This is a genomic window from Roseibium sp. HPY-6 (assembly GCF_040530035.1).
Taxonomy (GTDB): domain Bacteria; phylum Pseudomonadota; class Alphaproteobacteria; order Rhizobiales; family Stappiaceae; genus Roseibium.
The window spans coordinates 1,452,814-1,474,553 of the sequence record NZ_JBEWCD010000002.1 but is presented as its reverse complement, the minus strand read 5'-3'; the positions used below and the strand labels follow the sequence as shown (position 1 = coordinate 1,474,553).

Genomic DNA, 21,740 nt, shown 5'->3' with positions numbered 1-21,740 from the left:
TAAAGCCGTTACATGAAGCTTAATGGTGCCAAAAACTGGCACTATTAATCGATAGCCTAACCAAATGAATGCACGCCACCGACAAGACGCTCTCGTGCGCAACCTTCGCCGTCAAGGCACATCCACCATTTCTCGCCTGGCAGAAGAGGTTGGCGCTTCTCGGCGCACTGTGTTGCGCGACATTGCAGCCCTGCGCGATGAAGGGTTTGCCATTCACTCGCAAATCGGCCGCGGAGGCGGCCTTTACCTTGATCCGCACTCCATCCAGACCACTGCGCGTCTCTCAGTCGCTGAGGTCTTCGCGCTTCTGATCAGCGTTGCAAGCATGAGAGCTGCCGGCACCCTTCCCTTCTCGGGTCTTGCAGACGCGGCTCTTGCCAAGATCGAGAAAGCTCTGCCTTCGGACAAGGTTCGGGATTTACGGCGTTTTTTGGATTGTCTCTACGTCGGACCGCTTGCTCCCGAGGTCGACATATCCGATCTGGGAACAATGGACCCCGCGCTTCTGCCGGCCTTTGAACCGGCCTTTCTCAATCGCTTGCACCTGCGCTTCCGCTATAGGGACGCGAAGGGCGCTGAGACGACGCGGCATGTGGAGCCGCAAGCCATGCTGATCCTGCCGCCGCTCTGGTATCTGGTCGCCTGGGACCCGTCGCGCCAGGATTTCCGGCACTTCCGAATGGACCGGATCAGCGCAGCCGAATGCGTCGAGGGTTCAACCTTTCGACGACGCCATGTGCCCTTCGACGACAGCGTCCGCCCGGTTCGGCAGACGTTCGATTGACGATCACCGTTCAGGCAGGGTTTCATTCTCCCTGCCTGAGCATCACCTCAGACCGCGTTCAGCGCTTTTTCGACGTCTTCCAGCAGATCCTGCGGATCTTCCAGCCCGACCGACAGCCGCAAAATGCCGTCGGTGATACCGAGTTCGGCGCGCGCTTCTTCACCGATCGACTGGTGCGTCGTTGTTGCCGGATGGGTGATCAGGCTTTTCGCATCGCCAAGGTTGTTGGAGATCCGGATGATGTCCAGCGCATTGGTGAAGCGGAAGGCCGCCTCTTTGCCGCCTTCGATTTCCAGGGCCACCATGGTCGAACCGGCACGCATCTGCCGCTTGGCCAGATCCGCCTGCGGATGGTCGTCCCGCCCGGGGTAGATCAGCCGCTTGACCTTGGATTGGCCGGCGAGAAAATCGGCAATCTGTCCCGCGCTCTCGGTCTGTCGCGCGACACGGATCGGAAGCGTTTCAAGGCCCTTCATCAGGACCCAGGCGTTAAACGGGCTCATATGCGGACCCGTATGCTTCACAAACGGCATGACTTCGTCGACGATCCATTCTTCATCGGACAGAACCACACCGCCAAGGCATCGACCCTGGCCATCGATATGCTTCGTTGCCGAATAGACAACAACATCGGCCCCAAGCTGAAGCGGTGACTGGTAAAGCGGGGTGGCAAACACGTTGTCGACGATAAGGCGCGCGCCGGCCGTTTTTGCAATCTCCGCGACCGCTGAAACATCGATGACTTCCAGCGTCGGGTTGGTCGGGCTTTCCAAAAAAAGCGCGCGTGTGTTCGGTCGCACCGCCGCCTTCCACTGTTCGATATCCGTCCCGTCGACGAGCGTGCTTTCGACGCCAAAGCGCGGCAACAGTGTTTCGCAAATGTAGCGGCAGGAGCCGAACAGCGCTTTTGCCGCGATCACGTGATCGCCGGCCTTGACTGACGCCATCAGGGCAAGGTTCACCGCGGCCATGCCGCTCGCAGTACCACGCGCAGCTTCCGCACCTTCAAGCGCTTTGATGCGATCTTCAAACATGGAAACGGTCGGGTTGGCATAGCGGGAATAGACAAAGCCCGGGTCTTCGCCATTGAAGCGCGCTTCCGCCGCCTCGGCATTGTCGTAGACAAAGCCTTGGGTCAGATACATGGCTTCCGAGGTTTCACCAAAAGGCGAACGCATGGTACCGCCGTGAACCAAAGAGGTTGCAGGACGCCAGTTCTTGGTGGTGGACTCAGTCATTGTCTTGTTCGCTCCAAACGCAAAAAACCCCAGCCTCAAGACCGGGGTTCGCACCTCCGGCCTTTTTTAGCGATTTATTTAACGTGGCTGCAAGCCGGCCGGCCCAAATCACCACGGAATGGCTCCGTGGTAAGGGAAAACCTTGCTGCGGTCAATCATCTTCAGCGAAAGTTCTCGTGAACCGACAAAGCCTGTTGGCGCGGGCCAACCTATCCTTTAAGGATTCCTCTAAGGACAAAAGACGGGAATTCTTCATGAACGTGCCAACCGGCGAGGCCTTGAACGGAAGCGCAACCCTTGCAGCAAGCGGGATTTTACCGGAGCGGATCATTCGCGAAATGTTCGCCGCCGGTGAAATTTCGGCCGATGAAGCCCCTGTTTCCGGGCAGATCCAACCCGCCAGTCTGGACCTTCGCCTCGGCGCGGTGGCTTTTCGCGTTCGTGCCAGCTTTCTGCCTGGCCCCGAAATCCGCGTCGCCGACCGCCTGGAAGAGTTGAAACTTCACACGGTCGACCTCAGGGACGGTGCAGTCCTGGAAACCGGCTGTGTCTATATCGTGCCGCTTCAGGAAAGCCTTGCCCTGGCATCAGACATTTCAGCGACCGCAAATCCGAAGAGTTCGACCGGTCGTCTTGACGTTTTCACACGCGTGATCACCGACAATGGCCTTGCCTTCGACACGGTTCCGGCCGGATACAAGGGTCCGCTTTATGCGGAGATTTCACCCCTCACCTTTCCGATCCTCGTGCGCAGCGGGTCACGCCTCAGCCAGATCCGTTTCCGGCGTGGTCATTCGCTGATTGCCGATGCCATCCTTGAGGACGTGCACCGGACCCATACGCTGATGAGCGGCGGCAACGAGCGCATCGGCGGCGGTGTGCAGTTGTCGATCGACCTTGAAGGAAACGGCCCGGACAGCCTGATCGGCTATCGCGCCAAGCATCATTCCGGGCTCATTGACGTCGATGTAGTCGGAGCCCAGGATCCGCTTGATTTCTGGGAACCGATTTACCGGCGCCAGAAGGGTGAACTGATCCTCGATCCGGACGCGTTCTATATCCTAGTCAGCCAGGAGGCGGTCCATGTGCCGCCGGATTTTGCCGCCGAAATGGTGCCGTTCGATCCGCTTGTTGGGGAATTTCGGGTGCACTATGCCGGCTTTTTCGATCCCGGGTTTGGGCACGCAGACGCAGGCGGCGTCGGATCCAGGGCCGTGCTCGAGGTCCGCTCCCACGACGTTCCCTTTATCGTCGAACACGGTCAGACTATCGGCCGGCTCGTTTATGAGCACATGGCGGAGCGGCCGGTCACGCTCTACGGCGAAGGCATCGGCTCGAACTACCAGGGCCAGGCACTGAAACTGTCGAAACACTTCCGGGTGCCGTCGTAAGACGCCATGCCCCTGAAGACCGTCACGCGCGAATATGAGGGGTTTCTGGAGGACCGGAAGTCCCGCTTTCTGGCGTTTCTGATGCCGATCCAACAATTCGACCAGCGCCTCGACTCGCTGCGCAAGGAGCACAGGAAAGCCAACCACATCGTTACCGCGCATCGCCGCCTGCTGGATGACGGCCGGATCGAGGAAAGCGGCAAGGATGATGGCGAACCGGCCGGAACTTCAGGTATGCCGACTTTGCGCGTGCTTCAGGGCGCCGATCTGATCAATTGCGCCGTTCTGATTGTGCGTTACTTCGGTGGTACCAAACTTGGTGGCGGCGGACTTGCGCGCGCCTATTCCGGCGCTGCTCAGGATGCTATCGGCAATGCGGATCTCGTGCCGTTCCAGAAGATCACGAGCAGAAGACTGAACGCAACGTTTGCGGCAAGCTCCGAGCTGGAGCGAAGGATAGAGAGGCTCGGCCTGACGGTCGTTGCGCGGAACTATACGGAGACCGGTGTAGAACTGACCGTTGAAGGCCCGGAAGAGGCACTGGCAAAGCTTTAGCGTCCTTTCGTGATTGCCGTGTAAACCTTAACATCAACACTCCAGAGGCAAAGATGGACGCGGCTTGTTTTCTAGACCGGCAGCGCCTGCATCCTTTTGCCCTCAACCCTACACCATCGTCATCCCGGACGCCCGGAGGGTGAGCCGGGATCAGGGAGCCGAGGGCATGCGCTCAAATGTGCCGAGGCCCTGCCTCTCCGGTCCCGGCTCGCGCTGCGCTTGGCCGGGAAGACGACGGAGGGTTTTGTTGAGCTTGCTCACGCTCAGGGGTTGCGCGCACTTTGTTATTGCGGGTTTGAAGAAAACTGACTTTTCATCTTGTGCATCCGCTTCCCGTTGACAGAAAGGAGCTGTGAAAGAGGTAATCCTCGATACCGGTTCTGCAAGCGCATCAATCACTTGAAAACATCCCACCACCGTCATCCCGGACGTCCGGAGGACGAGCCGGGATCGGGCAGCCGAGGACATGCGCTCAAAATGCCGGGGCCCTGCCTCTCCGGTCCCGGCTCGCGCTGCGCTTGGCCGGGAAGACCAAGGAGAGTTTGTGCGAGTATGATTGGAGAGCTGAAGTCGGCTAGTTGATCGACCTTAAAAGCTGAGACATCTGAGTACCGCGCCTGAGTTCAATCGACGATCACGGCGGCGCCTTCCCGGCGGTCGTCTCCGATACTCGAAAAATAGCCACGGCTATCGGCGCTGACGGCATGTACGCCGCCGAAGAACATGTTCTTTTCCGCCCAGATACGATGGTCGGGAAAGAGGCTTTTCAATTCTTCAATATCAATACCGGCCTCAATCGCCTCAACATCCAGATGTCCATTTTCAATGTGAAGGCGCGGTGCACGGACCGCTTCTTTCAGTCCGGCCTGCCCCAAACACAAGCGCGCAACAACCTGAAATATTGCCGAACGGATTCGACTGGACCCGCCGGACCCGAGAGCGATCAGGTTTCCGTCCTTTGTCTCGATCAGCGTCGGGCACATCATTGAGGCCAGGCGCACATTCGTCGGCCAGTCTTGCGATCCATGCGGGTTCACATCCTCTTCTCCAAGAATGTTGTTCAGCATGAAGCCATACCCGGCAACGATCTCACCATTGCCAGTACCGTTCGAGACCGTCACTGAGCAGGCATTTCCCTGGGCATCGACTGTTGAGATGTGGGTTGTTCCCTTCTGGCGCATGGGCCGGTCCAGGAGCCTTGCGAGGTCTCCGCGGACCAATCGGCGGGCTTCATCGGTCAGCTGCAGAGCCGTTGCCATGGCTGGCATGTCGCATCGCTCAAGATGGGTCAACGCGTAACGGATCAATGCGCCGCAAGCGGCCGGCGGCGGATTTAGGAAAACCGAAGCGCCGTCTAGCGCGATACGAAGTGGTTCACGCGCGACGACCTCATAGCCTTCCAAGTCCGCACGGCGCAGATGGCCGCCACGCTTCTGCTCCTGAAGGATTTGACCCGCGATCCCTGAGTGCAGCCAGCCTCCGCGCGCCCATTCTTCGAACATTTCCGCAAGGCCGGGATTTTGAAAGACCGATCCGACGCGCGGCAAATCGCCTGAAGGCGCAAACAGGTCTGCAGAAGCCTGCGTCGCAGTCAGGATCGGCCGCACCACGGTCGACAGATAATACTGATAAGCGGTTATGCGGTGCCCGGACGTTGCCGCGTGTATCGCCGGCGCAAAGAGGTCGGCAAAGGGCAACGTAGCGCCCGCCTCGCGGAGTGCCGTCAGACCTGCAAAAAAGCCCGGCGAGGCGACAGTCGCAGGTCCGATGTGAAAAACCTGCGTGGCCGACCCGAAATCTGCGGTGATGCTGTGAAAGCCGTCGGCAATGTCGCCGCGTTGTTGCCGAGGCGTTTGAGGAAAAAAATCGAGCAGCGTGGTTGCTCCGCTCCGACCGCTGCGGATTATCGCGAATCCGCCGCCGCCCGGCGAAGCCAGAACCGGCTCGCACACGCACGCCATCGCGAGCGCGGCGATTGCCGCATCAAGGGCGTTGCCGCCATTGCGCAGCATTTCAGCTCCCGCTTCAGCGGTCAGCTGATGGCCCGCTGCTATTGTGCCTTTTGCTTCGCCTGCCATATGTTCCGACAAATCATGCGTTTACTGGAAAGGCAAGCTCAGCAGGCGACATAGGCGCTGGACGCGGTCCTCACGACGATTTTTCGGCGACCTTGACCCGCAACTCCCGCAGTTCTTCCCTGAGTGCCTTGACCTCTTCCAGGATGAGGCCCGTGTCGTCGTGGATCGCCTGGCGGTTGGCATCTGCTTCGGCTTCATGCTCCTCCTGCATGGCTGAGACGATGATACCGATAAAGAGGTTCAGCACGGTGAAGGCGGTGCACAGAATAAACGGCACGAAGAATATCCAGGAAAGCGGGTAGACTTCCATAACGGGACGCACAATGCCCATGGACCAGCTTTCCAGCGTCATGATCTGGAAAAGCGTATAGAGCGAAGCACCCAGATCGCCGAACCATTCCGGGAAGGACTGGCCGAACAGCTTGGTCGCCATGACGGCAAAGACATAAAAGACCAGCGCCATCAGCACGACGATGGAGCCCATGCCCGGCAAAGCAGCAATCAACCCGCCGATCACGCGCCGCAGCGATGGCACAACGGAAATCAGGCGCAAGACACGCAGGATGCGTAGCGACCGGAGGACGGACATCGGCCCGGTCGAGGGAACCAGGGCAATGCCGACGATGGCAAAATCGAAGAGGCTCCAGGGATCCTTGAAGAATTTCAGACCGTGCGCGTAAAGACGCAGGATCAGTTCGACAACGAAAATTCCCAGAATGACCTTGTCGATCAGGATCAGCCACGTACCGACGCTGTTCATCATGAACGCACTGGTTTCCAGGCCGAGCGTCACCGCATTCAGCATGATGATCCCGATGATGCAGATTTCCCAATTGCGCGAGGTAACCAGCGCCCTGACCTGATTTCGCATTTACCTGACCTGGAGTTTGTCCGTTCAAAACACCGCGCTCTTGCGCCGGCGCGAACATGGCGATTTCTGCGCTGCAGCGCAAGATCAAGTAAGACGGAAAAGCACTCTTGTCCGCTTGACAGCTTCACCAAGTCGGCTCAGTACTTGGGTTGCAAAGCGGGTGTAGCTCAATGGTAGAGCAGAAGCTTCCCAAGCTTAAGACGGGGGTTCGATTCCCCTCACCCGCTCCATGGTGGCCAGGAATTTCGCCGCCAGTTCAATGAATTCGATGGCGTCTGCGGGCAAGACCGGAAGCAAACAACATCATTACTTCATGATGAGTTTGTCGAACCGGCGATCGTCAGCTCACGACTTCGGCTCTAAGGCGCGACAGATCGACGTTTCGAGTTTCAGTTCCGCTGCTAGCTTCCTCTGCAATCAATGACGTCTAGTGGCAGACGATCTATATCGTTCACCAAAATCACCGCATCAACGGAGCGGCTTCGTGCGATGGGGCAAAGCGCGTCGGGCGTATAGGGCGGGGTAAGGTTCTGCGGGATGCTCTGATATCCGGCGATTGGGTTTGGGCACCGTTCCGTTATCGGGCGGTTTCCAACCAGAAGCGCCATGCCGGTATTCGCCTGAAGATAAAAATTCGGAAAGATACAAGAATACCCCAGAGCCCAGAATTCTTTGTTCTCGTGCGGAATGAACAGACCTACATTTAAATCACCGTCAATTTGATTTGCTGCCTGTTGAACTGCGTTTAACGTTTGGGTGAGAGTTGGGTCGCTGGCTTGCAAGCTGGAAGCGATGCGTTGGAGCGATCTATCCATGCGGGTTTTCAGGGCGTTGTTGTCAGCCAACTCAAATATCGTCAGGGCGTTGATCAAGACAACCGCCGCCAGCGCAATCTTTAAAGTCATCCGGGATTGCAGGAGCCCTCTGTTCGAAGCGATACCGACTATAACCGGCACGGAAATCCAAAGTGCCTGATTATGAAAGAAGGTCTCCTGGTTCCCACTGGCATAGAGAGTGGGTGTGACCAAAGCTGCAAGCAGCATCACGGTGAGCGGGAGCGACAACCACTTCACTGACGGATCTCGATCGCTGACCATGAACAACACGAGCAAAAGCGCAACACCGGCATGTAGTGCGAGCAGCTTCCACTTGACTATGATTTCCAGCCCACCAACAAATTCCAGTGAAAAATAAATTGCATAGAACCCCGCCAACGCTAACAAGACCGAACAAACTGTGAGCAGGGCCAGGCGATGTACCAATTTCATCGGCAGGATCAGTATTGCAATACAAGCCCCCGCCGAAGTGACGAAGCCAACCTGAATTTTTGAAGCCGTTGCCAGTGTCGCAACAATTACCATCAGCGCGCAAAATTTTGCTGCCGTTCCGAATGGCATGTCCGTTTCTTTGTAAGCCTTTGACGCAAGCGCCAGCCGCACAAGCACGAATACCTGCAGCAGCAGAAACATAAGCGCGAAAGCGTATGGGGCATTTATGAAAGGCTTCATTCCCCAGTACGGAACTTCTACGGTCAGGGAGAACAAACTGATCGTTGCAATCGCGACCGGGGCCCATGCCGCCAATAACACCGGCGCTCCGAGGATGATCGGAATTGCGACGAGCAACAATAACCAGATAGCCGGAACGAACCCGGAGAAATATGCATAAAAAACGTCAACCGGATTCGAACCTAAAAAAGCCGACAAGCCGCCCAGAGACACCTCAAACAAAGACGGACTGATTGTATTAACGTATCCATTCACGCCTGCCGTGATGAGAGCATTTTCCGATAAGATACTCGAAATACTGAGCCTGAATACGATGTCATGGTGGAGCAATCCCGCATGCATCAACATTGGGGCAAATGGTGTTCCCACTCCGTATATGAGCCGGATGCTGCCAACAAATACAAAGAAAATCAGCCCTACAGCGATGACCGTTGCGCCATATGCCCTGGTTCCGGGCGCGTGATAAGGCAGATTTTCAACGCGATAGAAAAGCAGGCAGCAAAGAGCGCTTGAAACAAATAAAAATAAAACGCTGCCAAAAATATTGTTGAGCAAATTAAAGCTGTCAAAAAAATAAATAGAACTCACCACTACAGTAAAAAAAAGTGAGAAAATAATATAGAAAACTGGAAACCAGATGACACAAACAACAAAAGACCAGTTAAACACTGAACGCTTCATTTTCAGAAAAAATCTCCACCGTTAGTGAGGCGCTTCAAGAATAGGCGACACGCGTGCGGGAAACCATGAAACACCGCGCTAGCGTGAGTGTTAGTACAAGTCGCAAATACGGTCCATCATGATTTCAGCGCGCAATCCGTGTGCCGGCTTGAAACTGCATCCCAAGCCTTCGCCATGAGGCAGCCGCCCCCGAAGCAGGGACGGGCTCTTCCTGCGACGCTCCTTCGCCATCAACAACCGTTTTGCGCGGTCTGCCGGCTTAACGCCCCCCGGTCGTCGCTGCTTTCCCAAAACAGGATTACCCTCAAGCAAAACGGGACGGGGCAATATTTCAGATATGCAATTGACAACGCTGAGATAACGCAAGACATACACTGCTGGCCACCTCGGGCTTGATGAAACGCTCGAAGACACTGCGCTTTGATTGCGGGGCAAGAATAAGAATGACAAATGAACCTGGGAAAGATCCAATCGGTCTTTTGCTTGCTGGGGGTACCGGCAGCCGACTTTTTCCGACAACAAGATCCGTCAATAAACATCTTCTCCATGTCTACGATAAACCGCTGATTTACTATTCTCTTTCTTTGCTGATGCTCATCAAGGTTCGTGAAGTTGTCTTCATTTGCCGGCCGGAGGATGAAGCGGCTTTCAGAGGTCTGCTTGGCGACGGCAGTCAATGGGGCATGACGCTGAATTATGTCCATCAGGATGAGCCTCACGGCATCGCCGAGGTTTTTCTCCTGTGCGCCCAGCAGATCGGCAACCGGGACTCGGTCTTGGTTCTGGGTGACAACCTGATCCACGGATCGAACCTAGCTTCAGTGCTTCAGCGCGTTCTGGAAGAAAACGTTGGCGCCAGCATTCTTGGCTACCCCGTCAAGAACCCTGAAGCCTTTGGCGTTGTTGAACTCAGTGGCGACCACGAAGTCCTGAGTTTGGAAGAAAAACCGGATCACCCGCGATCCAATCTAGCGGTTCCAGGCTTTTATTGTTACGACGGTCGTGCCGTGGAATTCGCGAAATCCCTCAAGCCGTCCAAGCGGAACGAATTGGAAATCACCGACCTCAACAAGCTTTATCTGGCCGACGGAAGCCTCAAAGCAGTTGACCTGGGGCGTGGTGTCGCCTGGCTTGACGGGGGAACGCCCGAAGGCTTGTTCGAGGCGAGCCAATACGTCCGAACCATGCAACGCCGGAACGGCTTGATGATCGCCAGCCCGGAAGAAATGGCATGGCGCAACGGATGGATTGACAGATCAGACCTGGTCGCACTTTGCGAAAACAACAAATCGAATGACTACTTCAATTTGTTGCACGAGATTTGTGTTCGCCCCCAATCAAAGACAGTGCTGAACCCGTCCGACTAGTGCGCCGCGTTCGACCGTATCGTCCATCTTTTGAAACAATGACCTGCAGCGCCGCTACGCACTGTCATTACCCGCCAAGTCAAAGACGCCGGCGACCGTGGTCGTGCCAGGAAACTCAACGCTTGGCCTGCGCTCTGGGAGCAGAAAATCAACCGATTGCGTTTTTCAGTGTCCGGGCAACTTCGTCCTGTTGTTCAACGGTTATTGTCGTCCAGAACGGCAGTCGGACAAGCCTTTCGGAATACTCATTCGTAATTTCGAGATTGCCATGCGCTCGACCATAGCGCATGCCCGCCGGGGCTGAATGCAGGGGAACGTAATGAAAAACGGAATCAATGCCGTTTTTCTTGAAACTCTCGAGCACACTTTGTCTGTCGATGTCCGGCGAAAACAAGACATAGTACATGTGAGCGTTGTGCCGGCACTCCGCGGGGATGATCGGGCGACGCAGGATACCGCTCGCTTCAAGGGGCTCCATCAAATCGTGGTAATAGCGCCAGTTCGACAGTCTTTGCTCAGTGATCTTCTGTGCTTCTTCAAGCTGCGCCCACAGAAAGGCTGCAATCAATTCGCCGGGCAAAAAGGATGATCCAACTTCCTGCCAAGAATATTTGTCTATCTCGCCCCTGAAAAAACGGCTTCTGTCGGTTCCTTTTTCACGGATAATCTCAGCTCTCACTGACAAAGTTTCGTCGTTGACTAGGAGAGCCCCCCCTTCGCCGGAGATTACGTTTTTCGTCTCATGGAAACTGTAGGTTCCCAGATCACCGATGCTTCCAAGCATGCGGTCCTTGTAGCTTGCCATCACGCCCTGCGCAGCATCTTCCACAACGTGCAAACCGTGCTTGCGCGCGATGCTCAAAATGGTGTCCATTTCGCACCCGACACCCGCATAGTGCACCGGCACAATCGCTCTGGTTCGGGGTGTGATCGCAGCTTCGAGCAGGCTTTCATCCAGATTGAGGGTATCTTCGCGTATATCAACGAAGACCGGCACACCACCTCGAAGCACGAACGCATTCGCCGTCGACACAAATGTATAGGACGGCATAATAATTTCGTCACCAGGCTCGATGTCCAACAACAACGCGGCCATTTCCAGTGCAGCAGTACATGAATGCGTCAGAAGTGCTTTGCTGCATCCGCTGTTTTCTTCGATCCACGCGTGGCAGAGCTTTGTAAACGGACCGTCGCCGGCAAGCCTGCCCTTAAAGTGCGCGTCGGCGATATAATACAGCTCCTTGCCGGTCATGTGCGGCCAGTTAAAGGGAATGTGACTGTTTGATTTCATTAGCTCACCGTCCTTGTTTCTTGATCAGATCAGGAACCGTTTGCTGATAGTGGCTCGAAAGAGCCGATTACCGACCTGCGCAGACCGCCACTCAAGATAGTAACAATGGCCTTTTCAATATATTGGGATCTCACTGCTTTGAAAGAGCAGCAATATGTTTTCCCACGTTGAAGAGACGTCGGTCCAAGGCGTTCGGTTATTATTGGTTCTGAGTTGTCAGCGACAGCGGCTGGTCCGACGAAATGAACCAAACAGGATCAAACGCTTAGCTCTTTGACACTTCCCGAAAAACGTAAAACCGGAAGAGAAGAAACAGAAGGCCAGCCACGACGAAAATCGATGCAGCCTGTACCAGCTGGTGCGGGTAGCCCAGCAAGTCAAAAAATACAAACAGCATTCCCAAACTCGTGGCGTAGCCGATGGCGTGCGAAACGCAATAACGAAACAACCCGCGGGTCTGGTACCCGTTGTATTCGAATGTATATTTCGCGTGACCGAAATAAGCGGTCAATGCCGCAATTGGATACATTATCGCAACAGCTACCTTCGGCTCGAGCCAAAGCCAGGTCACGAGAAGATAAATCAGGTAACCCAACAGATTGGTAAGCGCGCCTACAACGCCGTACCGCACCATTTGCCTTGTCGTTGTGATGATCGTGTCCAGCGTCACTTTACTGCTCCGAGAGGGCGCGCAGGGCTTGCCGATCGACCTTGCCGTTGGCGTTTTTCGGGAGTTCCGGCAATATGTGAAGACGATGCGGGACCATGTAGTCAGGCACCAGCTGACCAAGCTCTTTCAGCAGCACTCCGTCTTCTACGTTATTTTTACACGCGACATACGCGATCAGCTTGCCGAATGCCGCCTGCTTGCGGAGGTAGACGACCGCAGCCTGGTCAACCTGGGTCAACCTCACAAGCGCGTTTTCTATCTCTTCAAGTTCGATCCGGTAACCCATGTGCTTGATTTGATTGTCCTTGCGGCCAATGAAATGCAGCTGTCCATCATCCTCCCTCACCAGGTCACCTGTGCGGTACATCCGTTTCATATAGCGCGTCGGATCGGTGAGCGTATGGAAGGCGGCGCCAGTGCGCTCAAGATCATTGAAGTACCCGGCTGCCACATTCGGCCCGATCAGACAGAGTTCGCCTTCAGCGGCTTCATCACCGGCATCGTCCAGAATGACAAAGTCGAAATTCTTGTTCAGGCGACCAAGAGTCGGTAGCCCTTCCATGTCCTCAAAATCGACCGGACTCAGCGTGTGAGCGCTACAGATGCATGTGCATTCCGTCGGTCCATAGACATTCACGAGACTCGCCTGCTTTTCGAAACGGTCATAAAGCTTCTTGAGTTCCACCTTTGGGTATCCCTCGCCGCCGAAAATGATGGCACGCAGGTTTTCAAGTGCGCCAGGACCAATCGCCTTCACCGCCATGAGATACATCAGCGCCGAAGGGACCGAGAACCAGATCGTACAGTTGCGCGCGCTCACATAGGCGACCAAGTCATACGGCTTGGTGAGCAGGCCCCGATGGACCGGACTGAGCGATGCGCCGTTGAAGAGGCCTACATAGAAATCGAAAACCGAGTTGTCGAAATACATCGGACTGAGATTTGAAAAATTGTCTTCTTCCGTGACGTCGAAACACTCCCGGCCCCAGTCGATAAAGTGCAAAAGGTTCTCATGCGTAACCGCGACGCCCTTTGGTATTCCCGTTGAACCCGAAGTGAACATTATGTAGGCGATGGTCGAACCATCCACCAACCGGCAGCATTCCTGCTGGCGCTTAAGATCTTCGTCGCTGGTCTCTGGCAGGCTTGTCGTCTCAAGCAAGATCAACTCGCAGCCCTGCGCGCCTGCCAGCTCGGTCATCTCTTCCCGATAGGTCGCATCATCGTAGAACAGCAAAGAAGGGGCGCTTACTTCGAGGATTCGCTTCGTTCGTGCGATTGGTGAACAGACGTCGAAATTGACATAAGCGATACCAAGACGAAGCGACGCAATCATAAGGGCATATGAAAGAGGGTGTTTGTCGTGCCCAATGGCGATCACGTCGCCACGGCTGAGCCCCTTGCCCAGAAGGAGAGTTGCAAGCGAGGCGGCCCAGGTTCCCAGATCACCAAAAGAGTGATCGCTCTCAGCGTAGCGCAGTGCCGGTCGTGTGGAGTGCCGGGTCAGTGTTTCGGCGAGGAGATTGCCCAGATTATAGTGGTGCGGAATGGCGGTCATATCAATTTGTCGGAAGTCTCTGTTTCCTGAAAGGCTAACGGACAGGAAATCGGGAGCAATTCGCTGTTTGGTGTCGCCCTTGTAGGAGGGTGGTTCCAGCAATTAACGGGCGTGCGTCCCGTATCCGATAAATCGCACGTCTCGCTAAAGACTTTGAATGAACCTTATCAAGTGATCTTGTTCGTCACGTTTAGTCGAAGCCAACTAGGGTTGCAACAAGCTGGAACCAACGGCGATGATCTCGCCCCCGTCCGATTGGATCTCCAAAAACCTCATGATTTCGCCGTCCTTGCGAAAGACAATGCTGTTCTCGTAGCTCAATCCAACCACGCATTCGGGGAACCCCTCCAGCGCCTTGCCGATGAAGGGATTTAGCATGCGCTGTGCTGAAAAGACGCGAAACTTAGTTCCCTGGACACTGAAACCGCAACCTTGAGAACGGTTGTTGAACGCCTTGACCTTTTGAAGGATCAAATCATTGTCCTCTTGAAAGGTAATTCTCTGATCCTCCGCACTGCGGGAGTAGTAAATTGCCTCAGGCTCATCGGGCTGTGCCCGCTGAGGTTCAAAGTTTCGAGCAAGCGCCTTTGAAAATGCGTCCTGCTCAGCAATGAAACTCAACTGATAGAGTGTCGTAACGTCCAGATCAGGCGAAAAAGGAATCCGAACGCTGGATATGATGTCTCCGGTATCAATGCCGGCATCCATAACGTGACACGTGGCACCGCCATCCCGTTTGTGCAGTACGGAGCCGATCACCGGGTCGACGCCCCGCAAGTCAGGGAGGCAGGACGGGTGGATATTTACATAGCGCGCGGCGGGCAACTCGCTCACGGGAAGGATGTAGGGGCAGCCATTGGAAACAAGTACGTCGTAGCAGCTCTGTTCCAGGTGTTGAAGGAGCTCCCGTTTGCTACTGACAGTCGAGTAGTCCGACACACCTGAGATCATGCCGCGCTGCAAGTCTCGTTCCAGGTGCGTCCCCGCGACGACAAACACTGAGGTGACATTCAGCTCCTCGGCAATCATACGCTCAAGCACGAAACGTCTGTTGCCGACAAAAACAAAACCGGTCGCCATCAGATCCTGAGCCCGCCATTCACGTCGAGAATGACCCCGTTCAGAAAATCGTTTTCTATCAGCGTTCTAACTGCAGCGGCAACCTCGCTGGCGTCACCAAGCCTGCGCAGCGGCGTGTTATCCCGGATATGTTTTATCGCTGTTTCAGTAACGGCAGAGTGTGTGGAATCGGTCCCTATGAACCCCGGAGCAACAGCGTTTGAACGGATACCCCAGCGCCCGAGCTCTTTCGACCAAGTCACCGTCATTGCGTTTACGCCGGCCTTAGCCGCGGAATAGGCCGTCTGGCCTTCGTTGCCGCAGGCGCTGATTGAGCTGATATTTACAATCGCTCCCCTGATACGAAGTTTGACCATGTGTTCCACCACCGCTGAGGTGACGATAAAGACAGAATCGAGATTAACGGTCAAAGAGTCCCGGAAACGGCCATAGTCATGCATGATGCCGTCAGGGTTGGTGAGATTGACGAGAGGTTCGCTTGAAATAACACCGGCATTGTTGACCAGTATATCGATACGCTTGTGCTTATCGATGATGTTGGCAACCTGCGACTTCACCTGAGCGGGATCTGTGACGTCCATCACGCAACCTTCAAGCGCTGGAGAAAGTGCCGCAAGCGCTTCGGCATTTCTGTCTGCGACAACCACTGTTGCGCCCGCTCCAGACAAGTGCTGTGCGATTTCCAGTCCAAGGCCACGCGCTCCGCCGGTGACGAGTGCAACCGTTCCCTCAGTCTTCAAAAGACACTCCTTTGTCTTCAAGAACGGCAACGATCTCCGCAACCGAAGTCATGCGCAAAATGTCGGGGAGATCCAGCACGATATCGTAGGCCCGCTCCAGGGACATGACGAGATCCATCTGCTTCAGTGAGTCCCACGAGCCGACATCGGTTTTTTGAAGTTCTGGGTGGATTTCAGTTGGACGCAGTCCGAAAACCTCGGCAAGTAGTTCTGTAAGTTTGGCGTTCATCTTAAATTCCGAAATGCTTGACATATTCTTCCGACGAAAAACGGAAGGGTTCGGCTGATCGAGACAGGTGGACTGAATGAGGTTTTGTGTCGCGTGACACCAAGGCCCCGGCACCGATGATGTTGAATTCACCCACAGTAACCTCATTCACGATGATTGAACTGACGCCCAGGAAGGAGTTGCGCTCAATGACGGCCTTTCCAGACACCACCGTTCCTGCAGCGACCCAGCAATTTGCTCCAACTGTGCTGTGGTGGGCGAGTGTCACGTTGCTCCATACCATAGTGTTTGAACCGACTGAGGAATGTGGTTCGATGACGGCGTGGGGAAGGACCACCGAGCCTTGGCCAACGGTTGCGTCTGGAGCGACAAAAGCGGTTGGATGCACGTAGGTTTCAAATTCATAACCCAAATCGACCAGCTTGTTGAACAACCTCTCGCGCGTTTGATTGAGATCGTTGTAGCCCATGGCCATGATGAGGGTATATTCATCACGCGGGTACTCTTCGGCCAAATGTGACAAGGCAATTGTTCTCACGTCGGAATTCGTTCCGGTGTCGACATACTGGTCGTCGACAACAAGACCAGAGACCTGATAACGCGCGTCAATCTTAAGATAAGAATAGAGAACTTCTGCGGTAACGGCGTTTCCGACTAGAACAACTTTTTTTTCCATGGTTTTGGCCTACAGATATAAACATACCAACGGTGCTGGCGCTTGTGCTGGTTTTTCGATGAAAGACACTTTTGGCGTGCTAAAGTCAATGAGCACCTCGTTCTCCACCTTTTCCGCACTCGAAACAGTTTTCCGGAGCCGAGAAACGCTTCATTCTCACCTGAGGCCGGTGGTTACCCTGAAGGTCGACCTACACGAATCTGAGGCACAATCAAACAGAATTCGAAAAGAAAGCCAGACCAAATTATCAGAGCTGATAATCGCGTGTCAGGCCCGCATTTGGTCTTTTTTTCTCTTTGTTCCTTTTGTAGAAACTCTAAAAATTTTCAGCCGAAGCAAGCGAGTCCAGATACAATGAAAGTTCAACAATCATTGCAAAAAATATCGGTCGAGCTTGAATCCGACGACTTGATGAAATTCGAAAAATGTCCGGCATGCGGGTCCGAACTTCCCAAGAAAAACGTCGGAGAAGTTCAGTCAAACCCTACAATATCTCTTTTAAAATGTTCAGTTTGCAAGGCTGTTTCCACATCGCACCACGCCAAGCCGGAATATCTGAGGAAGTATTACGACGAAGTATTTTCGAAGTTTTACGCGGATTTCAACGAAGAAGAGCTGAACGTAACGTTCTCAAATCCTCAGAGATTTGCGAAACACATTTTCAATATTCTTCCAGATGTTGGATCAAACTCCAAGACTTTCAGATTGCTGGATTTCGGCGGCGGGGACGGTGCGTTGGCGCTTGCATTTTCGTCCCTTCTGCAAGGACCTGAGAAGCTAGAGATAGATGTGATCGATTATGGGGATGATTTGGTTTCTGCTGAGTCGGACCGCTTCGTGATCACGAAACATGAAAGTACGGATTCCGTTGACGGCAAGTATGATCTCATCATTGCGTCGGCGTCGTTGGAACATGTCATCGACTTGCGTACTGCCATGAACGACCTGATTGGCTTGCTGAAGCCGGAAGGGCACCTTTATGTCAGAACGCCATACATAGTTCCCTTAAAAAGAATTGTACCGGCAATAGACTTTTCGTTTCCGGCACATATGCATGATCTCGGCGTCGATTTTTGGAACCGTGTCCCTGACGTTTTTTGCGAAAAGCTGGGTATCGTCCATTCTTCGCCATCAATTGTGGAGATCGACTGGAGGACCAACTGGTACCGTTACTTGATCGCGGCCAGCATGAAACTCCCTGCAAACATCGAGTTCTTTTTCCACAAGCGCAAGAAGTTTGCAATTTGGCCGTATGTCGGCGGATGGGAAACCATGTATGTACTTTCAAAGTAAGAAATTACACGTCGCCGAGATGTCAAAGCCTTGGTGCCGCCGAACTCAGTGATAAAACCACATCAGGCATCGAAAGAGAAACCAGCCAGTCGGTTCACGCCAGGACAAACCCTGATCTGGCTGTGTTATCGGATACTGGCAAACGCAATCCTTAATCCTGCACCGTAGCTCAAATGATCAACGCAACTGTATGTGTGCCCGACCGACATAGCCGCCGGTCACAAGCAATACCTTTGAACAGCATTGTGCATCTGAAACGGTGCGGAACTGCTTGCGGCTACTTCACAAAAGCAAAGGTGGCATTGGTTAAAGATCTGCCTAATTTCGTCTGTCGGACAGGTACCCACCAGCAGCCGCAAGGTGAAGCTGCAAAAACGATGTTCGCTCACCTGTGTCGTTATATTGGTATTGTTGCTGGCCATACATCGTCAGTCAGAACGCATTCGATCGTGATGATTGTCGCTCACTATTGCACTCTGGAGTTGGTTTGATGCCCGAGGTTGATCTGTCGATCGTCGCGACAATGTACAAATCTGAGGATTTTATACCCGAGTTTGTGCGCAGAATCGAAGCTTCAATAGCGGATCTCGGCGTATCCAACTACGAGATCATTTTGGTAGATGACGGTTGTCCGGGGCGAAGTCTTGAAGCCGCCAAACAAGTGCAGGCAAATGGGTCAAAAATCCGCATCGTGCAACTCTCCCGCAATTTCGGTCATCACAAGGCGATTATTACCGGTTTGTCGTATGCACGCGGTGAGCGGGTCTTTGTCATTGATGTTGATCTGGAAGAGCCACCCGAAAGCCTCTTGGATTTCTGGCGTGAGATGGACACCAGCGAAGCAGATATCGTTTATGGGGTTCAGCCCGCGCGCAAGGGCTGGTTCATTGAGCGCTTTAGCGGAACGTTGTTTTACAACATCCTGGATTTGATCGCCGGCGTAACGATCCCGCACAACGCTCTGATCGCCAAACTGATGACAAGAGAATTCACAGCCTCTCTGGTTGAACACCGCGACAGAAGTCCCTTCCTGGGTGGCCTGGTTGTTCTTACGGGTTACAAGCAAGTTGCAATAACCGTCCAGAAAGGCAACAAGGGTTCGACGACCTATACACTTAAGAGAAAAGTGGTGCAGGCGTTAAACTCCGTTGTGAATTTCAGCACTGTACCGCTGAACATAATTTCCGTTTTCGGTTTCTTTATTTTCATTTTTGGTTTGTCTTTCACTGTCTACCTGGTAACGCAGCGCCTTCTCGGAATTAGTTCGCTGCCCGGGTGGACCAGTGTCATCGCATCCTTGTACCTCGTCGGCGGCCTAATAATTCTCATGCTTGGAATTTTGGGAATTTATGTCGCGCAGTTGTTTGATGAGGTCCGTCATCGCCCGTACACAATAGTTCAGAAAGTGTTGGAACATGAAAAAGATGTCTGATCAGCAATGGCGCAAGTTGGGACATATTTTCTGTGCCGACAACAACAGCGCGCAGATGATCAGTTATGCGCGCATGCCATTCGCGGTCCAGTTGGATGGCGACCTTTACCGAGTGTTTTTTGAGGCCAGATCGTCTGAGAATATTGCGAAGCCGTATTACCTGGACATTGACCTCAACAACCCGCAGAAGATTCTGAACATAGAAACTTCGCCGTTGCTGAATTTTGGCAGAACAGGAACGTTTGACGACAACGGGATCACACCATTTTCCGTTGTGAAAAACGGGAATGAATGGCTGCTCTACTATGCGGGGTGGACGCTGGGCGTGAAGATCCCATTCGAGAACGCGATTGGTGTTGCTCGCAGCACCGACGCTGGCAGGACATTTGAAAAAGTATTTGAGGGGCCTGTGCTGGGCCGGGACAAATATGACCCCTTGTTTGCAACCGGACCGCTTGTGTACAGGTTCAACGACCAATACCACATGTTTTATACGTCCTTCGTTGACTGGAAACATGAAAAAGACGGTGACAAGCCGAAGCACTTCTATGACATCAAGACGCGATCTTCTCGCGATGGCTTTGACTGGTCGTCGCCACCGCGGTCGGTCGTAAAATTTGAGAACGAACTCGAATATGCCTTTGTCCCTCGCGGCCTCCAAAAACTGCCGGAGGGAGACTTCGGACTTTGGTATTGCTTTCGAGCCGGCCCCAGTCACGAGACTTACCGGGTCGGGTTTGCCACTTCCCCCGACTTGATGGAGTGGACACGTCGTGACGATCTCACGGCCGGCCTTCTTCCAGGCGCTCAGGGGGACTTTGATCACGACATGGTCTGCTACCCCCATGTATTCGCGCACAATAACCGTTTCTACATGCTCTATAATGGTGACGGTTATGGACGAACCGGATTTGGTCTGGCGATCCTGGAAGGAGATGTCTAGCTTCGCTCGAAGCGCGCGAGTGAAGCGGAATGAACCCGAGCCTGACAATTGCCGCTCACGGCGAAGTTCCCTGTACCGCAAAGACTATTCGGGAAGAAGGCCCTGACAGGGTCTTCAAACGTATCTCATGTACTTGGACGCATCTTTTCCGCAGTTGAACAGGAGATCGAGAATTGTGACATTATGAGCAAACTCTCCCCAAAGCTGCGGATATTCCAGATAGCCTGTGTAATCGAACCAGGTGAGCTTGATATTCTGCTCCTGGAAGATTTTTTCGTCGATGTAGTCTTTCGCAGATGGGCCGGAAATGTACTCGGTTCCGTCCGCACCGGCGCATAGTCCGGCAAGCCGCTCCGTCTTGCCGTCAACCAGTGTGTAATCCCATGAGTTTGAAATCACCGTGCGGATTTCCAGGAAGTCGCAGATCGTTTCAATGAACCGCCGGTTAAGCGGCGAAAGATGGTTTTCCGTGCATTCGGCGTATAGTGGTTCCAGCCACTCGGATATTTCCTTAAAGTGTGGTGCGCGACGATAGCATTGAGCCAGGTTCCGCCAGTGAGCCTCTGGCCAATCTGTTCCATCGATCTTCGTTTCCCGAATCTTCTGATGGTACTTGCCCTTTACCTGCACCGGAATGGTCAACCACTGCAAACCCTGCGGGGCTTTGATCTGGTTGCGGTTTCTCCAATCGCGCCGCGTGTATTGCATGTCGTCAAACAAAATGAACTCGTCGACCGCAGCGATAAGGTCGAAATACCCTTTCCAGGGGATATAGTTTGACTGCAGGATGGCTATCTTTTTCATTGCGGAACGACTTTTTGCCCAAAAGACTCGTGAGTTAGCACTGAAACTGTTCGAGTTTGAACCAGTAGAGCCTTCAAGCACTCAAAAACCTGAAGCGCAATCTTATTGTCGCGTTTGGGCGCCAACACTCGCCAACCGAACGCGAGCTGGCTCATTCATTCAACCATTGGCGTTTTGACTTTCATGGCTGAGAGCCGCCGCTGATCTCTGAAAACCCCTAGCGAAGATCGCTTCATACTGAAATGATGGCGAGCCAACAAGCCTTCCTTCTCTCAGTTGACAGTTTTCAAGAAGATCGGCAGCACACCAATTTCCCCCTTGATGCCCCACCCCCGCCACGCCGAGGTTTACCGGGATTTCTGGAGAAGAGTTCGGTCTTGTTGACTTGAGGGTTGCGCAGGATGCCGACAAAAAAAGCGCTTCCTAAACAAGGCACGGAAACCCGGCTGACTTTCGCTGGAACTTGCCACCTGAAGCGTAGCGGCATGAAGATCCCGAACCTGCTTTTGATTTTGCGCCTCGAACGCGGCCTTCGAATTTTTGCCTGCTGA

Annotated in this window: 19 protein-coding genes, 1 tRNA gene and 1 riboswitch; of the genes, 8 read left to right on the top strand and 12 right to left on the bottom strand. The window is 53.9% G+C overall.

Going from position 1 to position 21,740, the window contains the following annotated elements; genetic code table 11:
* Positions 1-64: 64 nt before the first annotated feature.
* Complete coding sequence (locus tag ABVF61_RS18180) at positions 65-784, top strand: helix-turn-helix transcriptional regulator (RefSeq protein ID WP_353994950.1); 720 nt, start codon at positions 65-67, stop codon at positions 782-784.
* Between the two features lie 47 nt (positions 785-831).
* Here ABVF61_RS18180 and ABVF61_RS18175 read toward each other — a convergent pair whose 3' ends face one another.
* Entirely contained in the window at positions 832-2,022 is a 1,191-nt protein-coding gene (locus tag ABVF61_RS18175; RefSeq protein WP_353994949.1) for an O-succinylhomoserine sulfhydrylase, read from the bottom strand.
* A 44-nt stretch (positions 2,023-2,066) separates the two neighbouring features.
* Positions 2,067-2,147, bottom strand: a riboswitch (SAM riboswitch).
* A 129-nt stretch (positions 2,148-2,276) separates the two neighbouring features.
* Here ABVF61_RS18175 and ABVF61_RS18170 point away from each other — a divergent pair.
* Positions 2,277-3,413, top strand: a complete 1,137-nt coding sequence (locus tag ABVF61_RS18170) for a 2'-deoxycytidine 5'-triphosphate deaminase (RefSeq protein ID WP_353994948.1) — start codon at positions 2,277-2,279, stop codon at positions 3,411-3,413.
* A 6-nt stretch (positions 3,414-3,419) separates the two neighbouring features.
* The gene (locus ABVF61_RS18165) at positions 3,420-3,968 is read left to right on the top strand and encodes a YigZ family protein (protein WP_353994947.1); all 549 of its coding nucleotides are present in this window, start codon (positions 3,420-3,422) and stop codon (positions 3,966-3,968) included.
* 623 nt (positions 3,969-4,591) lie between these two features.
* On the opposite strand, the gene ABVF61_RS18160 is transcribed toward ABVF61_RS18165, so the two are convergent.
* Together ABVF61_RS18160 and ABVF61_RS18155 are read right to left on the bottom strand one after the other, a co-directional pair.
* Positions 4,592-6,046 (bottom strand): gamma-glutamyltransferase, encoded by a 1,455-nt coding sequence (locus ABVF61_RS18160; protein WP_353994946.1) that lies wholly within the window; start codon positions 6,044-6,046, stop codon positions 4,592-4,594.
* A 70-nt stretch (positions 6,047-6,116) separates the two neighbouring features.
* Positions 6,117-6,917 carry an ion transporter gene (locus ABVF61_RS18155; protein WP_353994945.1) on the bottom strand — a complete coding sequence of 267 codons (801 nt, stop codon included), beginning with the start codon at positions 6,915-6,917 and terminating at the stop codon, positions 6,117-6,119.
* 156 nt (positions 6,918-7,073) lie between these two features.
* On the opposite strand from ABVF61_RS18155, the gene ABVF61_RS18150 reads away from it, so the two are divergent.
* Positions 7,074-7,147, top strand: a tRNA-Gly gene (locus ABVF61_RS18150).
* 171 nt (positions 7,148-7,318) lie between these two features.
* Here the strand turns inward: ABVF61_RS18150 and ABVF61_RS18145 are convergent.
* Positions 7,319-9,106 carry a hypothetical protein gene (locus tag ABVF61_RS18145; RefSeq protein WP_353994944.1) on the bottom strand — a complete coding sequence of 596 codons (1,788 nt, stop codon included), beginning with the start codon at positions 9,104-9,106 and terminating at the stop codon, positions 7,319-7,321.
* 443 nt (positions 9,107-9,549) lie between these two features.
* On the opposite strand from ABVF61_RS18145, the gene rfbA reads away from it, so the two are divergent.
* Positions 9,550-10,473, top strand: a complete 924-nt coding sequence (rfbA, locus tag ABVF61_RS18140; RefSeq protein WP_353994943.1) for a glucose-1-phosphate thymidylyltransferase RfbA — start codon at positions 9,550-9,552, stop codon at positions 10,471-10,473.
* A 148-nt stretch (positions 10,474-10,621) separates the two neighbouring features.
* On the opposite strand, the gene rffA is transcribed toward rfbA, so the two are convergent.
* From rffA to ABVF61_RS18105, 7 genes are all read right to left on the bottom strand, one after another.
* Positions 10,622-11,764, bottom strand: coding sequence for a dTDP-4-amino-4,6-dideoxygalactose transaminase (rffA, locus tag ABVF61_RS18135; protein WP_353994942.1), 1,143 nt, complete (start codon positions 11,762-11,764; stop codon positions 10,622-10,624).
* Between the two features lie 265 nt (positions 11,765-12,029).
* On the bottom strand, positions 12,030-12,434 hold the full coding sequence (locus ABVF61_RS18130) for a GtrA family protein (protein WP_353994941.1): 405 nt from the start codon (positions 12,432-12,434) through the stop codon (positions 12,030-12,032).
* 1 nt (position 12,435) lies between these two features.
* Positions 12,436-13,992, bottom strand: coding sequence for an AMP-binding protein (locus ABVF61_RS18125; protein WP_353994940.1), 1,557 nt, complete (start codon positions 13,990-13,992; stop codon positions 12,436-12,438).
* A 204-nt stretch (positions 13,993-14,196) separates the two neighbouring features.
* On the bottom strand, positions 14,197-15,072 hold the full coding sequence (locus ABVF61_RS18120) for a formyltransferase family protein (protein ID WP_353994939.1): 876 nt from the start codon (positions 15,070-15,072) through the stop codon (positions 14,197-14,199).
* Positions 15,072-15,812 (bottom strand): SDR family NAD(P)-dependent oxidoreductase, encoded by a 741-nt coding sequence (locus ABVF61_RS18115; protein WP_353994938.1) that lies wholly within the window; start codon positions 15,810-15,812, stop codon positions 15,072-15,074. Before ABVF61_RS18115 ends, ABVF61_RS18120 begins: the two co-directional genes overlap by 1 nt.
* Positions 15,802-16,041 (bottom strand): acyl carrier protein, encoded by a 240-nt coding sequence (locus ABVF61_RS18110; protein ID WP_353994937.1) that lies wholly within the window; start codon positions 16,039-16,041, stop codon positions 15,802-15,804. The genes ABVF61_RS18115 and ABVF61_RS18110 overlap by 11 nt, the downstream gene beginning before the upstream one ends.
* A gap of 1 nt (position 16,042) precedes the next feature.
* Positions 16,043-16,717 carry an acetyltransferase gene (locus tag ABVF61_RS18105; RefSeq protein WP_353994936.1) on the bottom strand — a complete coding sequence of 225 codons (675 nt, stop codon included), beginning with the start codon at positions 16,715-16,717 and terminating at the stop codon, positions 16,043-16,045.
* Between the two features lie 354 nt (positions 16,718-17,071).
* On the opposite strand from ABVF61_RS18105, the gene ABVF61_RS18100 reads away from it, so the two are divergent.
* The 3 genes from ABVF61_RS18100 (at position 17,072) to ABVF61_RS18090 (ending at position 20,385) form a co-directional block, all read left to right on the top strand.
* Positions 17,072-18,010, top strand: a complete 939-nt coding sequence (locus ABVF61_RS18100) for a class I SAM-dependent methyltransferase (protein ID WP_353994935.1) — start codon at positions 17,072-17,074, stop codon at positions 18,008-18,010.
* A 490-nt stretch (positions 18,011-18,500) separates the two neighbouring features.
* Positions 18,501-19,442, top strand: a complete 942-nt coding sequence (locus tag ABVF61_RS18095) for a glycosyltransferase family 2 protein (RefSeq protein WP_353994934.1) — start codon at positions 18,501-18,503, stop codon at positions 19,440-19,442.
* Positions 19,435-20,385: a glycoside hydrolase family protein gene (locus ABVF61_RS18090; protein ID WP_353994933.1), complete on the top strand. Its 951-nt coding sequence runs from the start codon at positions 19,435-19,437 to the stop codon at positions 20,383-20,385. Before ABVF61_RS18095 ends, ABVF61_RS18090 begins: the two co-directional genes overlap by 8 nt.
* Before the next feature lie 114 nt (positions 20,386-20,499).
* On the opposite strand, the gene ABVF61_RS18085 is transcribed toward ABVF61_RS18090, so the two are convergent.
* A complete protein-coding gene (locus ABVF61_RS18085) occupies positions 20,500-21,270 on the bottom strand; it encodes a WbqC family protein (RefSeq protein ID WP_353994932.1) in 771 nt (256 codons plus the stop codon).
* Positions 21,271-21,740 lie beyond the last annotated feature (470 nt).

What these genes read in the sequence shown, in the direction of transcription:
- ABVF61_RS18180 (WP_353994950.1), top strand. Translation starts at nt 65, where the DNA reads ATGAATGCACGCCACCGACAAGACGCTCTCGTGCGCAACCTTCGCCGT.
- ABVF61_RS18175 (WP_353994949.1), bottom strand. Translation starts at nt 2,022, where the DNA reads ATGACTGAGTCCACCACCAAGAACTGGCGTCCTGCAACCTCTTTGGTT.
- ABVF61_RS18170 (WP_353994948.1), top strand. Translation starts at nt 2,277, where the DNA reads ATGAACGTGCCAACCGGCGAGGCCTTGAACGGAAGCGCAACCCTTGCA.
- ABVF61_RS18165 (WP_353994947.1), top strand. Translation starts at nt 3,420, where the DNA reads ATGCCCCTGAAGACCGTCACGCGCGAATATGAGGGGTTTCTGGAGGAC.
- ABVF61_RS18160 (WP_353994946.1), bottom strand. Translation starts at nt 6,046, where the DNA reads ATGGCAGGCGAAGCAAAAGGCACAATAGCAGCGGGCCATCAGCTGACC.
- ABVF61_RS18155 (WP_353994945.1), bottom strand. Translation starts at nt 6,917, where the DNA reads ATGCGAAATCAGGTCAGGGCGCTGGTTACCTCGCGCAATTGGGAAATC.
- ABVF61_RS18145 (WP_353994944.1), bottom strand. Translation starts at nt 9,106, where the DNA reads ATGAAGCGTTCAGTGTTTAACTGGTCTTTTGTTGTTTGTGTCATCTGG.
- rfbA (WP_353994943.1), top strand. Translation starts at nt 9,550, where the DNA reads ATGACAAATGAACCTGGGAAAGATCCAATCGGTCTTTTGCTTGCTGGG.
- rffA (WP_353994942.1), bottom strand. Translation starts at nt 11,764, where the DNA reads ATGAAATCAAACAGTCACATTCCCTTTAACTGGCCGCACATGACCGGC.
- ABVF61_RS18125 (WP_353994940.1), bottom strand. Translation starts at nt 13,992, where the DNA reads ATGACCGCCATTCCGCACCACTATAATCTGGGCAATCTCCTCGCCGAA.
- ABVF61_RS18120 (WP_353994939.1), bottom strand. Translation starts at nt 15,072, where the DNA reads ATGGCGACCGGTTTTGTTTTTGTCGGCAACAGACGTTTCGTGCTTGAG.
- ABVF61_RS18110 (WP_353994937.1), bottom strand. Translation starts at nt 16,041, where the DNA reads ATGAACGCCAAACTTACAGAACTACTTGCCGAGGTTTTCGGACTGCGT.
- ABVF61_RS18105 (WP_353994936.1), bottom strand. Translation starts at nt 16,717, where the DNA reads ATGGAAAAAAAAGTTGTTCTAGTCGGAAACGCCGTTACCGCAGAAGTT.
- ABVF61_RS18100 (WP_353994935.1), top strand. Translation starts at nt 17,072, where the DNA reads ATGAAAGTTCAACAATCATTGCAAAAAATATCGGTCGAGCTTGAATCC.
- ABVF61_RS18095 (WP_353994934.1), top strand. Translation starts at nt 18,501, where the DNA reads ATGCCCGAGGTTGATCTGTCGATCGTCGCGACAATGTACAAATCTGAG.
- ABVF61_RS18090 (WP_353994933.1), top strand. Translation starts at nt 19,435, where the DNA reads ATGTCTGATCAGCAATGGCGCAAGTTGGGACATATTTTCTGTGCCGAC.